The sequence below is a fragment of the Mycolicibacterium agri genome (assembly GCF_002553505.1).
Lineage (GTDB): Bacteria > Actinomycetota > Actinomycetes > Mycobacteriales > Mycobacteriaceae > Mycobacterium > Mycobacterium agri.
The window spans coordinates 1-21,379 of sequence record NZ_PDCP01000087.1; the positions used below are offsets into that span (position 1 = coordinate 1).

Here is a 21,379-nt window from a genome sequence, read left to right on the forward strand (position 1 = left end):
ACAACCGCACCGGCGAGTCGGGCGGACGGGGCCAAAACAGACCGTCCTACCGGGGCCAAATCAACCTGTCACAGCCACTGCGGCCCGTTCCTCTTCATCGGTGATGTGCCCGACGCGGTCGGCCATGTCGGCGAGGTAGTGGCGCAACCGGGCGACCAGCTCCCAATCCTTGAGGTCGGCAGTCAACCGTTCGCCCAGCGCATGCTGGACGTACGCCTCGCGGGAGAGTTCGTCCTGGCGCTCGCGCCGTTTGTGCGCTTCAATCGCCGCACGCCGCTCGGCTTCCTTGCGCTCGGTGTCGATGACCGCCCAGCGCTCGAAGGTTGTCATCACATCGGGCAACCGCGACTCCAACCGCAGCGTCTTCGTGTCAGACCACACAATCTTGTCTGCGTACCTGCTGCTGGTTTCCAGCCGTATGCTCAACCGTTCGGCTCGTACGTAGTCATATCTCGGCGGCCGGTCCCAGGAGTTCTTCTTCTGGCGTTCCAACTCTTCACGCGTTGGCGTATGAGGCACCCGGTCCTGTGGCTGCCAGACGTCCACCGAGCACTCGATATCCGCAACTTTGAAGATCAATTTGCCGGTTAGCCTGCTGGCGTCATCGACGTACCCGTGCATATTTCGCTTCGGCAGACGCACGGAATGCCTGCGGGCTTCGGCTTCACGCGCGAGCGCATGAAGTAGCCTGAATGCTCTGTCGCGCAACGACTTTTCGATGGAATCGAGCCGCTTCTCGGATCGCAGAGTCGCCACCGCCGGATGCCATCGCCCGATCCGCTCAGCAGCCATCGTTTCGGTCGGCGATTGCGTCTTCCAATCGGAGACGGAAGACAGCCGGAAGATCACGTGGCGGTAATGCGCTCCGTTCAGCATGATCACCTCTTGACCATCAGGCGCCATCCTTCGCCGGTTGATAATCCCGACCAGGCTGCGGTAGCTCGTCTTGTCGTCCTGGGTGTCGATTTCCAGGATCCCGCCAGCATCAGTGATGTCTTTCAACAACTTTCGCGTCGGTGTTAACTCATTTGTGGGAGGTTTCTTCGCTGGTCGCCTCGTCGTCGGACTCTCCCCCACGACAGGCTTTCCCGGCGCAACCATCTGCGTACGAGCGGCGGTGTCAAGATCCACAGGCTCACCTCGGCGGCGCTTATCCCAGTGCCCGGGCGGGTACTTGGTGTGGGCCAGGTAGTGAACTCCGGCTGGAAGTATCGCCGCGCTCCATACGCCTCCGCGTTTGGACACGGTCACCAGGCGGCGCCAGGCGAGTACACCCGCAGACTTCTTGAACGAAAAATCAGTCCATCGTCCATCGGGGCAACCGTCGTTAATCCAGCTCAGAACCTCGAGTTGGCGCTGGTTGAGCGGAGCATCAAGCGGCACTGAAGTATTCGATCACTCGGCGTGCGGACGCGCTCGCCACGGTCCAGAATCGTGACACGAAGCGGACGGACACCGACGAGAGGCGCAAGCCATGGGACGCGCGGCTGAGTCCACACTGCCTGACGGCGTTATCGAGCACGACGGCATGCTCTGGAAGCCGAGACGCGGGGCCACCGCCACGGCTGAAGAGTTCATCACCGCTCGGATGCTGTTCATCGACGTGCATCGCGACAGCCGCTGGAATCCGTGGGTGCTGGACGAGCGGCAAGCCGAGCTTGAGCAAGCCATGCACGTGATGGATCAGTGGAGAAGAGCCGAACCGGGGCACCGGATGCTGACAACCCGGCAGCTCGAAGCCCGCTGGGCCAGACAGGACCGGCAACGCGAACGAGCGGTCGCCAATCTCAAGAAAGAGCGGGACGCCCGCAAGGCCCTTTACGACGAAGAGCGAGCGAGTGCGCGACTGGCGCTGTTTGAGCACCAATCTCGACTGGAGCATGAGGTGTCAGAACTAGCGGGATACCTGGACGGATCACGGTCCCCGGGAATGGACCCGGCACGCCGCCAGGAGGAGATCGCGGCGCTGGAGGAGTCCATCGAGCGACGCCGCTTGGAGATCGAGCGCTTGGCCCTCTTCGTGGGCGATCCCGAGACAGTGGTCGACCAGAACGGCTGGCTGCCGAAGGACCGGCGCGAATACATGCTGTTCTACTACCGCCTCGACCGCGAGCAGACGGTGAAGCAGCTCCGGGTGGAGATACCCGAACTCGCGACGAGTGCAGAGCGAAAGGACCGCATCAAGGCCGACTTGAAGCGCCGCCGGCTTGACGAACTTCTTGCCGTACCCCCGCTGTCTGCGGACGACATGTGCAGCGACTGCCCGACGCCGATCGCGAAGCACGGGTGGCGGACACCGCCATTCGACGGGCCTTGTCCGGCATGGCCAGGATGGGGCGCCAGACTGCGGCAGGCACGCGAGATGTTAGCGAGAGCGCAGCCCGCGACGCGCAGAAACCAGCAGTGCCGCCAACCCCAAAGCCTCAACCGCTAGCCGTCATACCTTCGGGGTTACCGATTGCTGAGGTGACACAGCGCCTGCTGGAGCTACAGAAGCAATATCCCGATGCAGAAGTGCGGCGAGGACGGGCGAATCGTTGGGAGCTGTGGCCGAAAGAGTCGCGGTAACGAAATCCAAGTCACCACGTCAGATCCGGCACTGGCAGCGGCGAGCTGATTCGTGCCGACAGGTCGGTTGTTCCCCACTCGGGGTTGGCGATATAGACGATGTCGGTGGTGGGCTGGTTGATCGCGTACAACCCCCAATGTGGGTACCCGAGGATGGCGTGGGGATCATTGTAATAGCCGATCGGGGTGTCCGCGTTGACGAGTTGGCTGCCGTTTATCCAAGCATTTAGGTGGCCCACTTCGCCGAACGTCGCTTGCATGACGATGTAGGTCTTGTCGCCCTTGGCGGGTACTGCCCCCGAGTAGTGCTGGTTCACCACGCTCGGCCCGCCTGTGTCGGAGCGAGTTTGGATCTTCAACGCGTTGTTGGAGACGTTCACCGCCAACACCGGGCCGCGCCCGACTGTGGTGTCGACGCTGTGCCATTGAGTGATGAACCCGAACGGAAACGCCACACCGCCCTGACTATTAAGGAGGCCGGGGTGGTCGCCGAGAACGACACAGAAGGCCGTCCAGATTGTATCGCCGTCGCCCGCCCCTACGGTGGTGTTGTTGGCGGTGATGATCTCGCTACGTCGCTTCTTGTCTTCTGAGTCGGCCCACCATCCGAAGTCGTTGGACCGCAACTCAAACCGAAACACGTCGGGATGGGGCATGGTCAGGGCTGACCTCCTACCGGTGCGGAACATCAGGCGGTCCTGCCGCATCGCTCGCAATGGCAGCGTTCGTAACGCTATTCGGTGCCAGCGCACTCGATGTGACTGCATTGTCCTTCAGTAATCCATCGCTCTTGTGCGCCTGCAGCAAGTAGTCATTGAGGATGTCGCCCCATGTGCCATCGTCTCCGTTAACAATGGGGAGACGGGCCACTACGATAGGCCTCCCGAACCGCGGGACTTCTTGACGCCGCCGTATGGCGAGCTGCCGTAGCCACTCGCTCTACTTTGCTGCTGTTGTTTGGATGAGAGCAGTCTCAGCGCTGCACCGGCACCACTCAGAGCAACCATGCCGATAGCGACATGTTTGAGAAAATTCCTGCCGATCCATCTTTTTAGCGAGAATCGCGTTGATTTGTGTTTTTATTGCCATAAACTGCCACTACATTTATTAACGCTTTCCATAGTAATACGTTTATGCTATTTTGTGCAATAGGAATTTTAAGCAAATGGCAAGCTACAACTGCACAGACAGCACCGAAAGTACCTACGGGGCAGGCGGATACGGCACCTGTGCCGGCCAGGTTGGCGCGCCGAACACGGGATTATTTCCAGCGATTATCGACGGCGGATTCTTTACTATTCTGGTACCACTCGCAGCGGCAATTGTCGTTGTGGTTGTCGCATCAATTCTGATTCGGCGGCGCAAGAAGGCCTGAACCCGCGTGCGCGATGCTGCACGAGCTGGCTACAGCCGCGCTAGCGACCGCCGCCAGAACTTGACAATGCACGCGCTTACTCGACCGGGCCGGTCCACGTATGGAAATCCGAAGGGGCCTCGCCGAACGTCTTGCGGGTTGTGCCAAAACGTTTGAACCGCAAGTAAATCAGGTAGTTGAAATCGTCCATCCGATTGACAGCACGGAGGTAGGTCACGGATCGACGCTTAGCCTGTTCAACCTCGTTGGCTAGCGCCTGCTTGTTGCCTTCCACCCACTGCTCTCGCTGTTGTCGGGAAACCTTCTGTGTCGGAAGATGACTCGGGAGATCAAACCGACCGGCAATGTCTAGGAGGATGTCTCGTAGCTGACCGATGTGGTTCTCGTTCGGCGACTTCAGACCGTCGCGGAAGGTCAGCAATCTCAATTTCTCAGCAGACGTGCGAAGAAAGTCCTCGGTCAGGTAGTCATCGTTGCCGACCTGGTACTCATCGCACGCCTTGAAGACTTGATCCAGGACCACCCGCAATCTCTGACGAAGGTCACGCTGACGGCCGAGAGCTGCCACAGCAGCGAAGGCTCCCACGACGGCCAGGGGAAGCGCGAGGATGTTCGCCCACGCGGCAGCGTCGTCGAGCGTCATTCACAAAAGTGTTTCACGACGCTAGCCCACAGGCGGGCTCTGGTGAATCAGTTCCGGAAACGGCAGCCCGTCTTGGCGCAGCTCGCCGGGAAAGCATGGTGAGGTCACTGTGAGCCTTGGGGGGTAGTCCGGTGGGTATGCCGCCTCGATTTGCACGCGATACCCGTCGGCGGGATACCCGAACCGGTTGGGCTTTTCGAAGCCATTGCGCTCCATCACTTCGAGGCCCCAGCTGCGCCAGAGGTCGCCAGCGAGGGCGACCAAATCCAACGGCTTGACCTCTGCTGGCGGCACGACATGCGTCCACACGGAGAACGCGGAGGGCCCCGCGCCGGGGCCGGCATAGTTGTCGTCGCAGGAGAGGTTGCCACCGCCGCGGGTGTCGGTGCTGTCCAGAACGGTGCCAGGCGGTAACCCGTCGACCGTTCGCTGCAGGTATTGCAGCACTGTGTCCTGCGCTTCTTGCTGGCTGCCGGGAACCTTCGGCGACGGTGCTACAGGGGTGGGTTCCATGGGGCCTCCTGGTATAGGGGTGGCGCCGGATGGGATGTTCGTGCCGGGCGGTTCAGCGGGCTGGCCCGCTGAACACGCGACAATCAACGCCGCCACAGCGGCGACGACGGCAGGGAGCTGCGGATTAGTCATCGTGGTCATGGTGTAAACGTCGGTGGGGTGACATCTGATCTCCCGGCAATGATTCGGCCCATGTTGGCAAGCGCAGGATTGCCCGCATCCCAGTAACTGCTATGCGCATCGATCGAGGGTAGACCGAACGGCCCGGTTGGTCCCGGGGCGGCCTCGAATGGGATGCCGCCGAATCCCGCGGCCATCGGGTCAGGACCAAGGGTCGCGTAGGTGGCGATGCCGATGATGTCGTTTTCCGCGCGGCTGGCGAAAACCTCAGCCCCGGCGGGCAGGCTGAGGTCGCTGGCGTGGTTGGCGAGGATGCCTGGGCTGCCCACGGCGACAACGTTGTTGGCGTCGAGGTGGTGGCCATCCAGCCCCGCTGCGCCGACCAGAGTGGAGCCGTAGCTATGGCCTATGACCGTGTTCACCGAAGGCCCAGCGGCGGCAAGATCGTCGTGTGACGCTCGCAGGCCCGCTTGGAAGTCCGAGAGTGCGCCAGCCCCGTTGTGCGCGTAACTGGTGGACGGAGCATCCGTGATGACGTTCATCGGCCGGTCATACCCCATCCAGGTGGTCACTGACACATCGCCCGGACGGAGGCTCCGGTCAGCTTCTCTTGCCGCCCAATACATATCCTCTGACTTCTCCGCGCTGAACTCGAACCGGGCAAGGTCTTGACCGGTGCCGGGGACAAACGTTGCGGTGCGTTTGGCTTCGTCGGGATTGTTGATGGAGACCGCCGCATGGCCCTGGTCGTCAATGTGCGCGAGGAAACGGGGAAGGTCGTTTACCCCGTCGCCATCCTTGTCGACAAACTTTTGCACCTCGGCGTTAACGGAGTTGTAGCCGTCAAGCTCGTGGTGGGCCGTATCCCACTTCTGTTTCCATTCCCGATAGCCGGGTGGACTGGGATTTGGCGTGTTGGGTCTGCCTGTGGCAGCCCATTCAGGATGTTCGCGGGCAAGTCGATCGATTTCGGCCTGCGTGGATTGAGTCAGTTCCGCCAGGTGTCGCTGGTTGAACCGGTCCTTATCCACGAACGGCATACCTGGATGGTTACCGATGGAATGGTCCTGCTGGTAGAGCCACTCCTTTTGCTCGTCGTTCAGCTTGTCCCAGATGTCGTTGAACTGTTGGGGGTCCTCGGGCAGCGGCTTGGACAGGATATCCTGCAGCACAGGGTCATTCGTGTGCGGCGTCTCCGGTATCGGTTCAGCACCGGTCGCCATCTTGATCGCCTGCGCCAGCTCCTCGTCGGCCGAAACTGCCTCTGCGAGAATGGCATTCAGCCGTGCCTGCAGCGCTTCCCGCTCGGCTTCCTTCGCAAGCATGTCGACCATGTTGCCTTCGAGCGCCGGCCCCGGCATGACCGTATTGCTCGCAGGATCTATCTCGAAGCCGGCGCCTGCGACATCAGCCTCCAGCTGAACCAAGTCATTCTTGACCTGCTGGATGCGATCGGCAGCAGCATTAGCCGCCTGGGCCACCGCCAGCGCCTCATTCCCGTGAGCGTCCAGATCCTTGCGTATCTGGCCATTCGCTTCCTTCGCAGCTTCGGCCGCATCACCACCCCAGTCGCCAAACGCCGGTAGCTCGGCTATTCCGTCGGCGGCTTCGAAAGCGGCTTCAGCACGGCTGCGCGTGGCGTGGAAGACCTCACGCACATCGCCCGCATCCCACCGATGAATATCGGCAACCGAAACCGTCACGGGAGGAGGTCAGAGCCCGAGGTTGATGATGTCGTCGCCAGCAGCGTCGATTGCGGTCGCGCTGTGTTCGTCGGTCTGGTCATAGGCGACCGCGCCTTCACGCAGTGCCCCCGCGTGTTCGCTCAAGCGGGTGAATAGCGCGGTCGAGTCTGCCTGCCACTTGGTGACAGCGGCGGTCAGTGCAACGACAGACCGTGTTGGCACACCGACCTGCGCGGCTTCTGTCTTGCCGTCCGCAGCTACATGCGCTGCACGCATCATGTCGGCGTGCGCGTCGACCGTTGATGCAGACACCAGTAGGTCCCCCGGATCAACCCGAACCGCCTTCGGCACAGACCCCTCCTCACGCGCCGAGCAAACAATCGCCAGCCCAGAATACTGGGCCCGCGAATCACCTCAACGCACCAAATCTGCTGCGCAATGCCCTGCGGCGCTTCGCCAACGTGCATGACCTGCAGCAATGCGCCAGCAATGCGGGCGCAGCTACGCGTCCCGAGTCTTGTCCGTCCGTCGGGTGGCGTTGCGGCGACGTCACCAGCCCGTTGGCCATCCGCCAGTTACGAGCAGAGACGACCCGATCTGGAGCCAGTTCACTCCCGACAATCGGCAGCAATCTGACGAAGATCCTGCAGCGTCAGCGCCCGAAGCGACTCCGTATCTCCTAGGGACTCCAACTCCGTCTCAAACGCATTTTCGAACTCATCAAGCAAATGCACGAATTGCATGCTTGACATTTGGTTCACAAGCGGCGCTGATTCATCCTTCACCTGCTTATACAGCCCGGCATTTACCGAATCGAAGACGCTAACCAATTCGTCGTTCGCCGACATAACACCTATAACCTCCTGTTCCACAAGTTCAACGCAAGTACGCCGTTACTGGTAGTTCGAGCTCTACCAACACTACCAACGTCAAGAATCAAACTCTTCGCGTGACGCCAATCTCCGAAACAGAGCATTGCAGCCATCAGCCGGAGCGCTACTCCGTGAGAAAAAATTGCAATGTGGTCAAGATGCGATACCGATGCACAAAAGTCGCGAACGCGCTGCGCAGTTTCGGCAGTCGTCTCTCCGCCGACCGGGCTTGAAGCCCAAATATCGACAATACCCAAGTCTCGTTCCGCTGCCGCGCGAGTCAAACCCTCAAGCTCACCAAATCCGCGCTCTCTCAGCCGTGGATCTACTAGGGCGTTTGGAAATCCTAGAGCCTTCGAGGTTGATATGCAACGAACGCTTGGACTTGTAAATGCGTTCACAGAGTCGGCTCCGGAACCGAGTAACTTCATGAACTCATCACGTTTCCTCAACAAGCCAGCTTCTGCTTCTGGCAGAAGCGGTACATCTGTCGATCCGCAGAGACGACCAGCATCTGACCAGGCTGTCGATCCGTGCCTAACAACCGTAATGGAAATCAATCGCCCGGAACCTCAGTTGCATTCTCCCATGCGCTCTCCAACCCAAAGCGCCTCACTTTCCTGCTTCGAGTAGTCGGAATCTCCTCAACGAATCGGAAAAGGATCGGCAGGCCCAGATCGACCACGCACTCGCGAATTTGTGCGACCGCCTCGTAAGAAGGCTCCGTTCCTCGATGTAGCTCAATCAACACGCATATTGATTCACCGTAAACCTCATCTTGACGGGGAAAGGCAACTGCAACCCGGACAATCGATGCACTCGTCAAACGCATCTCTAGGTCGTAAAGCGAGACCTTGGTGCCACCCACTTTAGCGAATAGACCGCTCCGCCCGACGATGTAAAGAAACCCCTCGGAATCCACGAATCCGATGTCTCCAGTATGGAGTTCGCCCCTGTTATCGGCAACATTCAACCCGACACCGTCGCCGCCGACAACAATCTCTCCGACGCCTTCGGGATACTCTTCGATGTCGCTTCTCGAGATGCGAACAGTCACACCGGGTAGAGGAACTCCGGCCGACCCGATCTTGTCAGGGCGCTTGCGTGCATCGAACGCGCTTACGCGGGCGGTTGCCTCTGTGAGGCCGTACATGACGAAGATCCTGGTATCGATGGGCAGCTTCGCGCCCAGGTCGGTGATCAGATCGCGAGAAACACCACCCCCTGCCATCTGCACTAGATTGAGACCGTTCACCGCCGCAGACGGTAACTTCCGATTTAACAAATACGCCAGCGTAGGCACCAGAGGCAAATTCGTTATCTGTAGCGATTCAACCGCATTAACAATGGATCGACCGGAGAGTAGCCGTGGCGAGACCAAATAAGTCCCTCCGCTGACCAGCGTAGAATTGAGTACGCTCAAACCAAACGAGTGATCTAGCGGTAGCAAACCGAGTGCTCGGTCCGATGGGCCGAGACCTAATACGGTGGCGATCGTACGGCAATTACTTGTAAGATTCTGTCTACTGAGTTCCACCAACTTTGGTAAACCAGTGGTACCGGATGTAGACATGACAACTGCCGTTGCCGGGGATAGGTTGGAAAAATGGGCTTGCTCATCTATTAGAAAGCTTTCTCCGTGGCCGACTGCAATCGGCCGCTCCGCCGCGAAGGAGCTGAGATACGCGATAATCCCATCAATACCAAAACCAGTCACAAACGGGTATCGCACAGGTTCTTCTTCGACCTCTGCAGTTGCTGCAATCAAATCTCTGAGCTCGCCATACGATATGGATCTATCTCCCTCGACCAGTGCGATAGAGGATCCGGGATGATCCTTGATCCACTCAAGTTCGATCATGGCGAAATCCACCCGGGGATCTCACCGAAGCCGGCACCACCCTGCCACCATGTCTCATAGGAATGGCATCGCCTCTTTACGTCCGCACCTTCGGCGAGTCGCAATTCGAACAGCGTAGTGTGTCCGAGGCGAGCGACCCTCGCGAATGATTCACTCTCAGCCCTTGCTGGAAGCTCATATTTGTACCCGTCAGCAAACTCATCTGCTGCACGCCGGCCAATGCGCTTGCAGTGGATGTCTATCTCGATTCGCCACCGGTCGTAACCAGGCGGGCCGAGGCACGTGGAGTCGAGGTCCAGAAGCGTGCACTGTCCGCCGGAATACGCCACATTTGACCTCTTGAAATCACCGTGAATCAGCGACGTGTAGACGGTCGTCGGATCCAAGCCCTCAAGCGAGCGATCGAGCCAAGTGCGCAACAGTTGCCAGTATCTAGCGCGAGCGGGCTGCAACTGCTCAAGCAGTCCGAGCCGATGTTGAACGACCTCAGGAATGTTCCAACGCTTGGCCTGGAAGGATTCTGTCCGGGGCGGGACTGCATGATGCAAAGAGTGCAGTAGGACGCCAACCTTTCCTAATGGGGGCCTTACGCCATCGTTCTCCGCATACTCCCAGAGGGTCGCCGAGTAGCGATCTCGCCGAAGTGGTTGCTCGATGCCGGAAACAAGGCGGTTGGAAGGAAAGCTCCGCTCCTCTAAATATCGCCCAGCACGCACTGTATACGCAGGTTCAACGAGGTCGGGACCACCAGCACGGTGTACACGACATACGTACGTCTTCGATCGATCGATATACACAATATTCGTTGCACGCGCGACTTCGGACCATGCGAGGCTGAGGCCAAGCACACGGTTGGCCTCAACGAGGCATGGGTTTAACTTCAATTGGGCCAGCCCTCTGGAAGCCGAAAGTGGCGAACACGAAATTCACGCGGGTTACGATCCACATGCATCGTGTTGTCGGGAATTGACGTGTCCACGATTGACCCAGCGCCGACGATACAGTTCCTCCCGATAGTGACACCATCGAGCACTATCGATCCACCCCCGATCCAAGTATTCCGCCCGATGCGTATGCCCTTCGCCGTGCCACCCTGCAGTATGTATGGCAATTCTAGGGATCCGTAATTGTGTCCACTACCAACAAGACGGACATTCTGGCCAATCATCACGTATGGTTCGATTTCCAATCCGCCTTCTCCGTCGAGAATACATCCTTGCCCGATCGCACAAGGGCCAGCTATATCAATGACTCCACCATAGCTGTCGATATAGTTCCATTCCTTTATGTATGTCTGATCGCCGAGCCTGATACCCGGGCCACTGCCTTTTGCACGACCGTTGAATATCGATCTTCCTTTAACAACGACGGAGTCGCCGAGGACAATTCCGGCTGGATTTCGGAACTCAACATCCCAACCAACGCGGCATCCCCGGCCAACGCTTCCCAACAATAGCCTCGCCCGAAGGGTTCCCATGCCATCTGAATAGCGGTTAGTTCGCGAGACGATCGATCGCGCAATCGACTTAGCAATCATTTCACATCTAGTCCCTCAAGCTCCAGCGAAGCGCAGCCTCAAGTTCTTCCTGCTGCAAGTCCCCCCCTGTGCCGGCGTGGAGAGAAGCAAGACACAAGGCTATGAGTTTCCGCATTGCAGGGTCCGGTTCACACTGCAGGGCGGTGGACAGAGATTTAATTGACGCAGAACCCTCACGTTTCGTGACCGCTATGATTTCGTTGCCTCGATGCTCAAGCGGTACACCCATATTTGAGTGGTAGCAAAGGCGATGGCTACCATCTCCGGACCGAAACCACACTTAGTACTCCATACGTAGGTTCGCCGCTACCCGCGGTTAAGGCACTGTAGAAGCGCCTGGCCCTGTAAGCGCGCGGCTCTTTCATTCATGTGAATGCCATCGTCAGCGGTATTTTCGGGTGTACTGTCCACGGATCGAAGATCTGCGTAATATATGTCATCGTTGTCTACTGCAATTTTGCACAATTCAGTCATATAGTCCCGCCAGTCGGGGTCGAGCTGGCGAATATCGGCATTGATCGCGGTGCCCACGAGAACAATAGTAGCTCCTGGCGCAACGACTTTGCACCGAGCGGCGATGCGTCGTATGTTATGCCCGTAACCGTAAGGGGACATTCCCTCCCGCAAATCATTTCCACCAAGCTGAATAAGAATATAGTGCGGGTTAACCGCCGCCAGGATCTGAAATGGCAACGAGTTCCGGAGCCAATCTTCAGTTGCCGTCCCACTGCACGCTAAATTGTAGCTCCGAGTCTGGTTGTAGCCATTCATACAATGTAGACCCAGCACCTTGCCGTTAGATTGCTGGATAACCTGCTGTAATGATTGAGCTGGGACTCGACAACGTCTAACAACCTGCTCTTCGCGAATCAATATTTCAATTTCGCGACTTGCTCGCAACCTGGACCATGTATTTCGATCCAATTGTCGCGCACAATCAGACCAAGACCCGTCCACGAAAGGGCACGTGGAGGCCGAAGGGCTAATGCCTAGCGCCTCAACGAAATAGTCCACGAAGGTCTTCGGAGGATTCGGCCCGCGCCGCTTTGTGGTCGATGAGCCAATCCAGGCGAACACAGGGGAAGTCACTCTGGGCGAGATCACGCACAGCCCTCCAGCCACATGGCATAGGGTGCGCCGATTTTGGTGAGGCCGAGGTGGACGTGTGGACCGCACAGTAGCCCCGTACAAGCGTCGTTAGGTCTGCGCTGTCGGAAGGCGCTTATGCCTGGACAGCTACCCAATCCGAACTCACAAAGACGCATCACGCGCGGGGATCCGCGTTCGCAGCTAACACGCGCACGAAGTCTAGCCCGGGATGGAGAGTTCCGCGGAGGAAAACCGCATCTTCGGGCCGCACGGCCGTCGCTCGGCTCATCGATACTGTCGTCCCATCGCCGGTCGCACAACCAGAGCATGCAGGACCGGCGCGGGCCGGCCTCAACGTGCGCAACCCCGCGACGCTCGTCAACTCCGCCGTCCCTGAAGCTAGAAACAGACGGTTCATGGTTATCAGAGATTGCGTGTGGAGTCAGAATTGTGAATTGGATCTTTTCTGTAGTCATTGCTTAATTCGATGCTTTACGGCGCAAGCTTCTACGATATTAGCAGATTCTCGCTTTGTTTACGCCTATTTGGTAGGTAGTTTTCACTCGCATTAGAAGCTATTTCTCCAGCCGTGCCGAATAACCAACGGTCCTCAATAGTCCGGCGATCCGCTTGTAGACGGGCGTACTAGCAAACAGGCCAAATCCTTCATTCTCATCGCCCTCGGATTCGCGCTGAATGATCGCAAATAGTCCGCCAGCTTCTTCACATATCAGCCTCGACGCGCCCTTCGTCCACTCGTCCGACGAAGAGAGGGTTAACACAGCATCAATCGATCCTGATGCGAGCATGGTGGACTCGTATGCCTGGCTAACGAAAACACGGATACCCAATGTTTGGCTGAGCAGCATTTCTGTTAGCCGGAGTGTGGCAAGCCGGCTGTTCTCGCTGATCTTTGGCGTTAGCATGAGCGCATGTAGAGACTTAGACCACCTCGTAGTTTGAGTGGTGAGTTTGATTCCCGACAAGTTGCATTCCGCGCCAATTACACCATCCCACCGCCAGCATCCGTGACCTCTTACAGCTATGGTGATAGTTCTTGGCCAAGGCTGATATACGACGGCAATTGTCGGTTTGCCATTATCTATCAGCGAGGCTGTGGAAGTGTATATATCGATGTCCCGGGCAAAGTTGATCGTCCCATCAATGGGGTCAATGACCCATTGCCGCTTAAACGATCGCGCCGTAGGGCTCCGCTCCGCATCTTCCTCTCCTAGGATATGAGACGACGGATCAATTGTTTTTAACTCCCTTCGGAGTCGCATCTCGATCGCTTGGTCGGCCGAGGTAACAATGTCTCTCTCGTCTTTTGATTCAACAAAGCCGCTGTCTCTGTACGATGCGACTTCATCATCTACAATTTCAACCATTTGCTGAGCTAGCTTCGTCGCTAGTTTCACCTCAGGACAATAGTTAGTAGTCACCATGCTCCCGGTTTCAACGTGAACCCCTGTCGATCTATCTATGTGACCACAATTACTGGGGAATTGTCCTGGGCTGCGCATTACCAAACTGACACTGCCAGCGTCGTGAGCGGGTGTCGGGTCTTACACCTGAACGCACGATGTTCGCACTGGAGTCGTCCTTTCGTCGCCGTTCGTGAAGTAAACCTCGGCGTAGACGCATCCCCTGGCGGACGCGATCATGCGGCTGACGATGTAGGGGCCCTCCGTGGCCGATGAATGGTCTTGCTCATCGATGACGGTCTTCGTAATTGGTCTGTGCATGACGGAATGAAGTGTCCACCCGGGCGGAATCTGATACCTCGTCTGCTCGTTGCCATCCCAGAGCACCCGGGCCCAGACCGCCGATGGGCAAATCGGTGACTTCCGTAGCTCAATCACACCCGTCACACGTCCGTCCGGCACCACCACAGGTGGAGAGTTTGAAACGACCGCTTCGCTAGCCGGTGGATCTGCACACCTGCTGAGGTCATCGTCGCCCCACGGCAACTTTCCGTCGTAGCGCCGCTCCAGCTCGGTTTCAGTCATCCCGTTCCACGGATCAGGCGCTGCGTTGTCACGCTTGAGTGCGACAACAGCGCCGGCCATCACCAACAGCGCCAACATGGCCGCGGCAGCGCCTGTGAGCACAAGACGATGCTGGCGCAATGGCTTTCCGAAGCCGGGTCGTGCGACTGTTCGCGTGGTGGCCATCTGCTCTTCGGTCATGGTTGACAATCGGTCGGCGCCGTTGTCCGTGTCGGCATCGCCGCGCAATTGAGGTTCGATTCCACCCTTCATCGCGTCTGCCAGCATCACCGCAAGCTCACCCAACACACGCGCTCGTTGCGTCTTGTACTGGTGGTCGGTGAACCCGACGTCGTGTTCGCGGACATATTGCTTACGGTGCTCAACTTCCTCGCCGAAGAACTCTTTTTTGGTCGCGAGCGCCGCCTGCGCGATGCGGCGATCGACCGGATCAAACGAGTCAACGATCGAGCGCACCGTTGCTTCGACGCGTACTGCGAGGTCGTGGTACTTGTCCGGGTCGGCGAGCTGATCGTCGGTGCCGAGTGCTGCGAGAACCCTGCCGCCAACCTTGGAAGCGAGCAGTTTTCGGACAGACCACTCCTTGGCAGACCGGCCGTACTCCTCAAGCGCGGTCTGCAGCACTGACTTGGGCACCAGTACTTGCGGCGCCATGCATCCATGATGCTCGGGGTACGTGGCTGGTTTCTAGAGGCAGCGGATTGATCGACCAACTTGGCGACCAACTTGACCGCCCACATGGCTCCCAACTTTGCCGCCTGCATGGAGCGCGGTGGTCTCTCTAGCGTCAGTGCTCGTCCCCGCCGAACGAGCCTCGTGCGCTCTGAAAGAACTGGCAGGCGAAGGACGAGGGGCCTGGGCTCGCCCGCCTGAAGGAAGGAGACACTGTGCAGCACTTCCGTACCTGTACCACGGCCGTCGTTGTCCTTGCGTTGTCGATTGCCGGCTGCGGTAGCCATCCTGGTGCAGGCCTTGCCCATGCCGAGCAGGTCGCCGCCTCGTGTCCGGAGGATGGCGCACAGGTCGCGTCTTTCATCGCGAGTGACGAATCGGGCAGTCGGCGCGGCTCGACCGCCAAGGCAGCCCAGCAAGCTGTGATCCGAAGCGTCGCAGAGCGCACAGCGATCTGCGGCGGTCATCTGCGGGTGGTGTTGTTCGCCGGGTCGGTGCTCGGCGTGCCTGTGTACGACAGTGAACTCCATCTCCAGGGGGCAACGAAGAACGCGCGGCTGCGCAAGGCGACGAAGGTCACCGACGAGGTTGTCGAGCAGATCAACGAGTCACTCACCAGGGCCGCAGACGACCTTCCTGACGGCGCCACCGACATCGTTGGACAGCTCAACCTCTTTTCCGAGTACCGTTCTCAGTTTCTTGCTCGGGGCCGCTACCAACTCGAGCTGACGGTCCTGACCGATGGCATCCAAACCGCGCAGCAGTCTCTCGACGATCCGTCGCTGACGGCCGAGCGCGCCGAAGAGCTCGCGTCCAGTTTCACCGTTCCCGAGTTGCCGGGCAGCGACATCCGTCTCATCGGGATCGGCAGACAGGCCAACGGCGAGCTGTTGCCGACGCCTTACGTTGATGCGCTGCGCGCGTTCCACGTCGCGATCTGCACGCGGACGAAGGCCCACTGCGGGGTTGTCACCGATGCGGCGGGAGCGTGAGCATGCGAAGTCGCTCACTGCTGAGTCGCGCAGTACACGCAGGGACGCAATCCCCGCCCGGCGTAACCACAGGTGCTGAAGGCACCCGCCTGATCCCCGTCGACAGAGCGTCCGCCACACCACGGCCAGACAACATCGGTGAGACGTACCTCGAACTGGAACACCGGGAACTGGGCGCCGAACAGGAGCACCTGTACGCAGCGGAAGGTGAACAGGCGGCGCGTCGGTTCGCGGCAACTGCTCATGCTCTGGACTACGCCCAGTGCCAGGCCAGGGAGTCCGCCGATCGTGCAAAGGAGGCAGCGGACAAGGCCCGTGCGCACTACGAGCAGACCCGCGACCTGCTGGGCGTCTATGTGCGCCGGAAGAGCACGTCCTCCGTCGGGTATATGGCTCGCCTCGGTGGATTGCTGATCGGCGACGTCGCCGGGCTCACCGGCGCGGCCATCGCCCTGGGCGAGTATCCGGCGTTGGCAGTCACGCAGGCGGTTTCCGCCGGTACCGCCACAATCACGGCGGGTCTGGCGGGCACCGAGCTGCGGCATCGGCAAGACGCCTCCAACCGGCGGCGGCGCTTGGACGACTTGCCGAAAGTACTCGACCAATACCGGCACTTGTTTGACGGTGGTACCGCAACCGGCCGCTTGACCGGCGCGGTATGGGTGATCGCCACGCTCGTCGCAATCTTCGTGTCGGTGGGGGTCTTCGCCCTGCGCACTGCGGTCGAAGGGCCGCTGGCCGGCGTGACGTTCGGCGCGCTTGCGGCTGCGATCGCTATGGCCAGCTTCATCAACAGCTGGTACCACGCCGACGCGGTGGCAGATGTCATCGAATCGGCGTATCGCAAGCATGTCGGAGCCGATCGCCGTCACCGCCGCCTCGCCGGTTCGCGGGCGATCAAACAGGCCGAAAGTGCTACCGCGCAGGGACGCTCCATCATTGCCGAGCACGACCACCGTGGCCGAGCTGCAAGTGCCCGAATCGCCGCCATGAAGTATCGGGCGCTCCTCGCGAGTCCCGACGTGGTCGGACATGGACCTCCGGTAACGCGGCCAGGCCTGAAGCCGCGTCGAGGGAAACCATCATGATCGACGGGCAGCATCCAGGCGCACCTTGTCCGGCACGACGTGCTGAGCTACGCATTGCTGAACTCCTCGAACCACGGCTGCTCGGGGCACCCAGTACGCGCAGTGGTTACCGGTCGTGGACGGTCGTCGAGGAAGGCCGAACGTCAATCAGTCTGGGTGACCCAGGTTGGTGTCCACCGCACAGCACGAACCTGTTTGTGATCCTCGACGGGTCGCCAAGTGTCACGTCACCAGGTGGCAACGACCCGTTGTCGCGCCGCCACGAGGAAGCCGCTCACGCGATCGCCCATGTGGCGGCCGTATGCCGGTGCAAGCGGGAGCGAGTATCGCTGCTTCCATTTGACCTGCCATCAGCCGGTTATGTTCCGCCCCAACCGATGACGAGAACTGGGCTACGTCGGCTCCATGCTGGGTTGCGGGCTGCAGCTCGGGGCTGTACCTCGAGCGACCTCGACCCGGCGCTGACCCATGCTGAACGAATGGCGGCCAGGACACCCGTCGCTGCCGCGCTCGTCGTCTTCTCGGATTTCCTGCTGACCGACAATTGCCCGAACGACGTATTGAACCGGCTAGTGTCATTTCCCGGCTATGTCCACGCAGTCGTTCTCGCCGCGGACCCGCCCGCGCTATTCCTGCGTTGTCCAGAAATCGCGCACAGTCGCATCATGCCGACCTCACCGCCCGGGGCGGCGGCCCGTGCCATGTTCGAGGGCCTTGTTCATTACCGCGGCGGAAGGACACGCAGAGCTAGCTGCGATGCCTCACCAGACTTGAAATCCGCTGGCAGAAAGGAGGTTAGCGACATGAATGCACTGGGAGTGGGCGATCGCACATGACAGGCCCGGATCCAGGGCGATGGATCGACCGCATGATCGGCTGGTGTTTTGGAATCCTCTTGGCGGTCATCGCGCTCTACTGCGCGGTCGCGTTGATCGAATCCATGCTGCCAACCCTGATCATCATCATTGGCGCGCTGGCAATCGGAGCGCTCATCGTGGGCGCGATTGTTGTAATTCGTACATGGTGCAACCGGTGGTGAATTCACCTCTGATGGCGCTGCTCCTTTCGATGTTGTGTTATTCGCCAAAGTGATTGAACGTTGAAATATTTCAACGCATAGTAGGAGATACGCGAGCGTTGAACTTTTTCAACGGCAACGCGATTCAGATACCAATCAAATCACGAAGGGAGGGAAGCTATGTCAAAAACAGGACGACCCAACTACCGCCGAGGCTCGCGCGGCAGCCGAAAAGCACACCGGCACATCACCGTTCGCAGTGTCCGCAGAGAGCCGCCAGACTTGCGCAAGCTCAGCCGAGCCGTCATCGCCATGGCAATGCGCGAAGCTGAAGCTGAAGCCGAGGCAAAGGCCGCCAGGACCGGTAAGACACCCGACGAGTCATTGCGTGACGAGTCTCCGGGCGAATCAGGAACGGAGGCCCACCATGACCGATGAGCTCGACCTCCCTCTCGACGCTGACTCGCTGGTGTGGCTGCAACCATTCTGGCTACAGCCGTTCCCCGAAGCCAAGGCCATTGGGTTACTGCAATTCTGGGCTGCTCTTGCCCACGCGCCGCAATTCATTTTGGAGGCACGTGCGGATGTCGGCGGTGTCGAGTATTTGATCGGCACTCCGCTCCGGTATGCCCAACAGGTGCGCCGCGCGGTCGAGCAGCTGGTCACCGGCTCCATCGTGACCCGCTTCGATCCCGATGACCGGCAAGACATCAGTACCGCCCGCCGTCTGCAACTCACCACGACGAACCGGCCGCTTGAGCCGTCCGATCCCGTGGCGTCCAGCAGCTCGGTCCTGCACGCGCTCATGGCCGTCGACCGCGGCGAGCACCTCGCGATCCAGATCGTGCTCGGCCCGCGCCAGCAACCGCGACTCGCTCCACCAACGCCAAACCGTGCCGGTCAGCCGATCCTCTCGAAGGTCCTACACGGCGTCTTGCCCGAGGAGCAGCCAGATGCGCGACAAGCCCTCGCGCACAAGCTCGGCCAGTACGGCTTTAGAGCAGCAGTACGGATCGGCGTCCATGCGGTCACGGCTGAGCGGCGCCGTACCCTGCTGCTTGGCCTGGCTTCAGCGATCCGCACCGTCGAAGCCCCCGGCGTGCATCTCAAGCTCAAGCCCGAGAAGCCCCGACGCCTCAATGCACCACGCTCAACGTGGTCGATGTTCACACCATCGCAGCCTCTGAGCGTCACGGAAGTAGCCCGCCTCACGGCCTGGCCCATCTCAGATCGTGACGAACCATTCCCCGGCCAGCCCCCAAAACACCCGAAGCCCGTGCGGCCGACGAACGCAATGCAGAACGGTGAGCGAATAGTCGCGAATGCCAACGCACCTGGGGCCGATGGCCCAATCGGCTACAACGTGACCGACGCACTTCGGCATACGTGGATTCTCGGACCTACAGGTCTTGGTAAGTCGACGCTGCTACTCAATCTGATCGTCCAGGATCTCGAGGCCAACCGCCCCGTCGTTGTTGTCGAGCCAAAAGACCTTGTGCGGGACGTGTTGGCCCGTATCCCCGATCACCGCAAGCACGACGTCGTGCTGCTCGACCCGTTCGACGAGGCGCCCGTCGGCATCAACCCCCTCGACAGTCGCCACCGTCATGGCCGTCAGCCGGAAGTGGTTGCCGATGCGCTGTTCGGGACTTTCAAGGCCATCTATGGTGACAGCCTCGGTCCGCGCAGTGCTGACATCTTGCGCAACAGTCTCGATGTGCTCGCGCGCCGCGACGACGCCTCACTCGTGATGCTGCCGCTGCTGCTGACAAATCCGGGCTTCCGTCGCTCGCTGACACAGCACACGATGCGTGATGACCCTTACGCTGCCGGCCCGTTCTGGCAGTGGTACGACAGTCTCTCCCCTGAAGCTGTCGCAACAACGGTCGCGCCGCTGAGTAACAAGCTCCGCCCGCTCCTGACCAAGCAACTGCGCGCAGTGCTGGCGCAACGCTCACCAAAGTTCAACATTCGCCAAGTCCTGACGCAGAACAAGGTGCTGCTGGTGCCGCTGCAGAAAGGTGTGATGGGTCCGGAGAGTGCGCAGCTGCTCGGGGCCTTGGTCGTCGCGGAGCTGTGGCAAGCGATCCGCGAACGCGCCGGAACATCGGAAAGTAGCCGCAAGCCAGTCAGTCTGTTCATAGATGAAATCCAGGATTACCTGCGGCTGCCAACGGACTTGGGCGATGCCTTAGCCCAAGCCAGGTCACTCGGATGCGCCATCCACGGAGCCCACCAATTCGCCGCGCAGCTACCAAAACTGATGCTCGATGCCTTCCGAAACAACGCCCGCTCTCGCATCTGTTTCCAACTTCGGCCGGGCGATGCGAAAGAGATGGCAGCCGGGCAGTCGGTGCTCACCGCCGAAGACTTCGGCATGCTGCCTGCGTATCACGTCTACGCCAGCCTCGTACGGGACAACGCCGTGCAACCGTGGGCCTCTGGCGTCACTAACCCGCCACCGCCCGAAACTAGCGACCCCGACGAGATCCGGCGACTCAGCCGCGAACGCTACGGCCAACCGCTCGATGAGATCGAAGCCGGCTTCGCCGAACTCCTGAACGGTGCAAGCGGAATGGGTGCGCAGAAGGACCTTGGGACACCGAAGCGCCGACGGAGGCAGCAATGAGAAATCGTGACATGCAATCGCACGACGGTGGTCCAATCGGTGGTCCGATCCGCTTGAGTAACAAACCCCCGCTGACCTCAATAAACGGCACAATAGCCGCGCCGAATGATGGTGCCCATACGGGCACCACACCTCCACGAGGAGTCAGTAGACACCGGACGCAGCGCCACGACATTGAAGTGCTATGGGATCGGCTGAGCGACCGCGACCTGGCGATATTGCGATCCGTTGACGAGCACCAGTTCCTAACTGTTCGCCAAATCGAATCTCTCCACTTCGCCGAACATCCATCGGGAGCCGGTGGGCGCCTCGCCCGGCGCGCGCTGGCGCGGCTGCGCAAGCTGCGGCTCCTTGGTGCCCTCAACCGGCGGATAGGTGGTGTGCGCGGCGGGTCAGCGGGCATGGTGCACTACGTCGACATCGTTGGCAAGCAACTGCTCCATGGGCGATCAGGTAAGGATCTGCAGGGCTTCCGAGAACCGTCACAGCGCTTCGTGAATCACCGCCTGGCTGTCGCAGGCACTCATACACAACTCGTTCACGCGGATCGGCAAGAGCAGCTTGAACTCGTTGAGTGTGCCGTTGAGCCAAAATCGTGGCGCAGATTCCCAGGAGTTGGTGGCGCTCGCCTTGAATCGCCCTGGAAATGCTGGAGGCTCCTGACCTTGGAAACGAGGATGCAGGTATGCCGAAGGAACAGTCGCCTGG

At 59.8% G+C, this 21,379-nt stretch carries 22 protein-coding genes; 8 read left to right on the forward strand and 14 right to left on the reverse strand.

All coding sequences use genetic code 11. The annotated features are described in order from the left end of the window. Nucleotides 1-60 precede the first annotated feature (60 nt). A complete protein-coding gene (locus CQY20_RS28330; protein ID WP_133119148.1) occupies nucleotides 61-1,131 on the reverse strand; it encodes a hypothetical protein in 1,071 nt (356 codons plus the stop codon). 343 nt (nucleotides 1,132-1,474) lie between these two features. Here CQY20_RS28330 and CQY20_RS28335 point away from each other — a divergent pair, with 343 nt between their 5' ends. Further along, on the forward strand, nucleotides 1,475-2,434 hold the full coding sequence (locus tag CQY20_RS28335) for a hypothetical protein (RefSeq protein WP_097943815.1): 960 nt from the start codon (nucleotides 1,475-1,477) through the stop codon (nucleotides 2,432-2,434). Between the two features lie 145 nt (nucleotides 2,435-2,579). Here the strand turns inward: CQY20_RS28335 and CQY20_RS28340 are convergent, their stop codons facing one another. Next, on the reverse strand, nucleotides 2,580-3,275 hold the full coding sequence (locus tag CQY20_RS28340) for a heparin lyase I family protein (RefSeq protein WP_163700471.1): 696 nt from the start codon (nucleotides 3,273-3,275) through the stop codon (nucleotides 2,580-2,582). Between the two features lie 458 nt (nucleotides 3,276-3,733). Here CQY20_RS28340 and CQY20_RS34595 point away from each other — a divergent pair, with 458 nt between their 5' ends. Next, on the forward strand, nucleotides 3,734-3,943 hold the full coding sequence (locus CQY20_RS34595; protein WP_133119149.1) for a hypothetical protein: 210 nt from the start codon (nucleotides 3,734-3,736) through the stop codon (nucleotides 3,941-3,943). A gap of 76 nt (nucleotides 3,944-4,019) precedes the next feature. Here CQY20_RS34595 and CQY20_RS28345 read toward each other — a convergent pair whose 3' ends face one another. From CQY20_RS28345 to CQY20_RS34945, 9 genes are all read right to left on the reverse strand, one after another. After that, on the reverse strand, nucleotides 4,020-4,586 hold the full coding sequence (locus CQY20_RS28345; RefSeq protein ID WP_097943819.1) for a hypothetical protein: 567 nt from the start codon (nucleotides 4,584-4,586) through the stop codon (nucleotides 4,020-4,022). 21 nt (nucleotides 4,587-4,607) lie between these two features. After that, nucleotides 4,608-5,231, reverse strand: a complete 624-nt coding sequence (locus tag CQY20_RS28350) for a hypothetical protein (protein WP_234816452.1) — start codon at nucleotides 5,229-5,231, stop codon at nucleotides 4,608-4,610. Between the two features lie 5 nt (nucleotides 5,232-5,236). Beyond that, complete coding sequence (locus CQY20_RS28355; RefSeq protein ID WP_097943821.1) at nucleotides 5,237-6,922, reverse strand: alpha/beta hydrolase; 1,686 nt, start codon at nucleotides 6,920-6,922, stop codon at nucleotides 5,237-5,239. 9 nt (nucleotides 6,923-6,931) lie between these two features. After that, nucleotides 6,932-7,216, reverse strand: a complete 285-nt coding sequence (locus tag CQY20_RS28360; RefSeq protein WP_097943823.1) for a hypothetical protein — start codon at nucleotides 7,214-7,216, stop codon at nucleotides 6,932-6,934. 296 nt (nucleotides 7,217-7,512) lie between these two features. Next, complete coding sequence (locus tag CQY20_RS28365) at nucleotides 7,513-7,752, reverse strand: hypothetical protein (protein WP_097943825.1); 240 nt, start codon at nucleotides 7,750-7,752, stop codon at nucleotides 7,513-7,515. Between the two features lie 5 nt (nucleotides 7,753-7,757). Then, a complete protein-coding gene (locus CQY20_RS36245; protein ID WP_097943827.1) occupies nucleotides 7,758-8,336 on the reverse strand; it encodes a histidine phosphatase family protein in 579 nt (192 codons plus the stop codon). Further along, a complete protein-coding gene (locus tag CQY20_RS28375) occupies nucleotides 8,333-9,637 on the reverse strand; it encodes a class I adenylate-forming enzyme family protein (RefSeq protein ID WP_133119150.1) in 1,305 nt (434 codons plus the stop codon). The genes CQY20_RS36245 and CQY20_RS28375 overlap by 4 nt, the downstream gene beginning before the upstream one ends. Then, entirely contained in the window at nucleotides 9,634-10,485 is an 852-nt protein-coding gene (locus tag CQY20_RS36250; RefSeq protein ID WP_163700476.1) for an aminoglycoside phosphotransferase family protein, read from the reverse strand. The genes CQY20_RS28375 and CQY20_RS36250 overlap by 4 nt, the downstream gene beginning before the upstream one ends. Nucleotides 10,486-10,517: 32 nt before the next feature. Continuing rightward, nucleotides 10,518-10,805, reverse strand: coding sequence for an acyltransferase (locus CQY20_RS34945; RefSeq protein WP_163701315.1), 288 nt, complete (start codon nucleotides 10,803-10,805; stop codon nucleotides 10,518-10,520). Between CQY20_RS34945 and CQY20_RS34950 the strand changes: the two genes are divergently transcribed. Then, on the forward strand, nucleotides 10,767-11,093 hold the full coding sequence (locus tag CQY20_RS34950) for a hypothetical protein (RefSeq protein WP_163700168.1): 327 nt from the start codon (nucleotides 10,767-10,769) through the stop codon (nucleotides 11,091-11,093). The two genes, CQY20_RS34945 and CQY20_RS34950, sit on opposite strands and share 39 nt — an antisense overlap. Before the next feature lie 387 nt (nucleotides 11,094-11,480). Here the strand turns inward: CQY20_RS34950 and CQY20_RS36140 are convergent, their stop codons facing one another. The 3 genes from CQY20_RS36140 to CQY20_RS35710 all read right to left on the reverse strand — a co-directional run bounded on the left by CQY20_RS36140 (nucleotide 11,481) and on the right by CQY20_RS35710 (nucleotide 14,926). Then, a complete protein-coding gene (locus CQY20_RS36140) occupies nucleotides 11,481-12,350 on the reverse strand; it encodes an SGNH/GDSL hydrolase family protein (protein ID WP_337425807.1) in 870 nt (289 codons plus the stop codon). A gap of 488 nt (nucleotides 12,351-12,838) precedes the next feature. Then, nucleotides 12,839-13,681 carry an inositol monophosphatase family protein gene (locus CQY20_RS28395; protein ID WP_163700479.1) on the reverse strand — a complete coding sequence of 281 codons (843 nt, stop codon included), beginning with the start codon at nucleotides 13,679-13,681 and terminating at the stop codon, nucleotides 12,839-12,841. 147 nt (nucleotides 13,682-13,828) lie between these two features. Further along, a complete protein-coding gene (locus CQY20_RS35710) occupies nucleotides 13,829-14,926 on the reverse strand; it encodes a hypothetical protein (protein WP_234816453.1) in 1,098 nt (365 codons plus the stop codon). A gap of 233 nt (nucleotides 14,927-15,159) precedes the next feature. Here CQY20_RS35710 and CQY20_RS28405 point away from each other — a divergent pair, with 233 nt between their 5' ends. The 5 genes from CQY20_RS28405 to CQY20_RS28430 form a co-directional block, all read left to right on the forward strand. Continuing rightward, a complete protein-coding gene (locus CQY20_RS28405; protein WP_133119152.1) occupies nucleotides 15,160-15,936 on the forward strand; it encodes a hypothetical protein in 777 nt (258 codons plus the stop codon). A gap of 2 nt (nucleotides 15,937-15,938) precedes the next feature. Then, a complete protein-coding gene (locus CQY20_RS34955) occupies nucleotides 15,939-17,024 on the forward strand; it encodes a hypothetical protein (protein ID WP_097943839.1) in 1,086 nt (361 codons plus the stop codon). A gap of 832 nt (nucleotides 17,025-17,856) precedes the next feature. Beyond that, the gene (locus tag CQY20_RS28415; protein ID WP_097943841.1) at nucleotides 17,857-18,063 is read left to right on the forward strand and encodes a hypothetical protein; all 207 of its coding nucleotides are present in this window, start codon (nucleotides 17,857-17,859) and stop codon (nucleotides 18,061-18,063) included. A gap of 406 nt (nucleotides 18,064-18,469) precedes the next feature. Beyond that, nucleotides 18,470-20,671, forward strand: a complete 2,202-nt coding sequence (locus CQY20_RS28425) for a type IV secretory system conjugative DNA transfer family protein (RefSeq protein WP_097943844.1) — start codon at nucleotides 18,470-18,472, stop codon at nucleotides 20,669-20,671. Nucleotides 20,672-20,682: 11 nt separating this feature from the next. After that, nucleotides 20,683-21,379 (forward strand): replication-relaxation family protein (locus CQY20_RS28430; protein ID WP_234816454.1); only part of this gene is annotated, 697 nt, incomplete at its 3' end.

Excerpts from the sequence above, each read along its gene's own strand:
- CQY20_RS28335 (WP_097943815.1), top strand. The coding sequence starts at position 1,475 with ATGGGACGCGCGGCTGAGTCCACACTGCCTGACGGCGTTATCGAGCAC.
- CQY20_RS28340 (WP_163700471.1), bottom strand. The coding sequence starts at position 3,275 with ATGCGGCAGGACCGCCTGATGTTCCGCACCGGTAGGAGGTCAGCCCTG.
- CQY20_RS34595 (WP_133119149.1), top strand. The coding sequence starts at position 3,734 with ATGGCAAGCTACAACTGCACAGACAGCACCGAAAGTACCTACGGGGCA.
- CQY20_RS28345 (WP_097943819.1), bottom strand. The coding sequence starts at position 4,586 with ATGACGCTCGACGACGCTGCCGCGTGGGCGAACATCCTCGCGCTTCCC.
- CQY20_RS28350 (WP_234816452.1), bottom strand. The coding sequence starts at position 5,231 with ATGACTAATCCGCAGCTCCCTGCCGTCGTCGCCGCTGTGGCGGCGTTG.
- CQY20_RS28365 (WP_097943825.1), bottom strand. The coding sequence starts at position 7,752 with ATGTCGGCGAACGACGAATTGGTTAGCGTCTTCGATTCGGTAAATGCC.
- CQY20_RS28375 (WP_133119150.1), bottom strand. The coding sequence starts at position 9,637 with ATGATCGAACTTGAGTGGATCAAGGATCATCCCGGATCCTCTATCGCA.
- CQY20_RS34945 (WP_163701315.1), bottom strand. The coding sequence starts at position 10,805 with ATGATTGGCCAGAATGTCCGTCTTGTTGGTAGTGGACACAATTACGGA.
- CQY20_RS35710 (WP_234816453.1), bottom strand. The coding sequence starts at position 14,926 with ATGGCGCCGCAAGTACTGGTGCCCAAGTCAGTGCTGCAGACCGCGCTT.
- CQY20_RS34955 (WP_097943839.1), top strand. The coding sequence starts at position 15,939 with ATGCGAAGTCGCTCACTGCTGAGTCGCGCAGTACACGCAGGGACGCAA.
- CQY20_RS28415 (WP_097943841.1), top strand. The coding sequence starts at position 17,857 with ATGACAGGCCCGGATCCAGGGCGATGGATCGACCGCATGATCGGCTGG.
- CQY20_RS28425 (WP_097943844.1), top strand. The coding sequence starts at position 18,470 with ATGACCGATGAGCTCGACCTCCCTCTCGACGCTGACTCGCTGGTGTGG.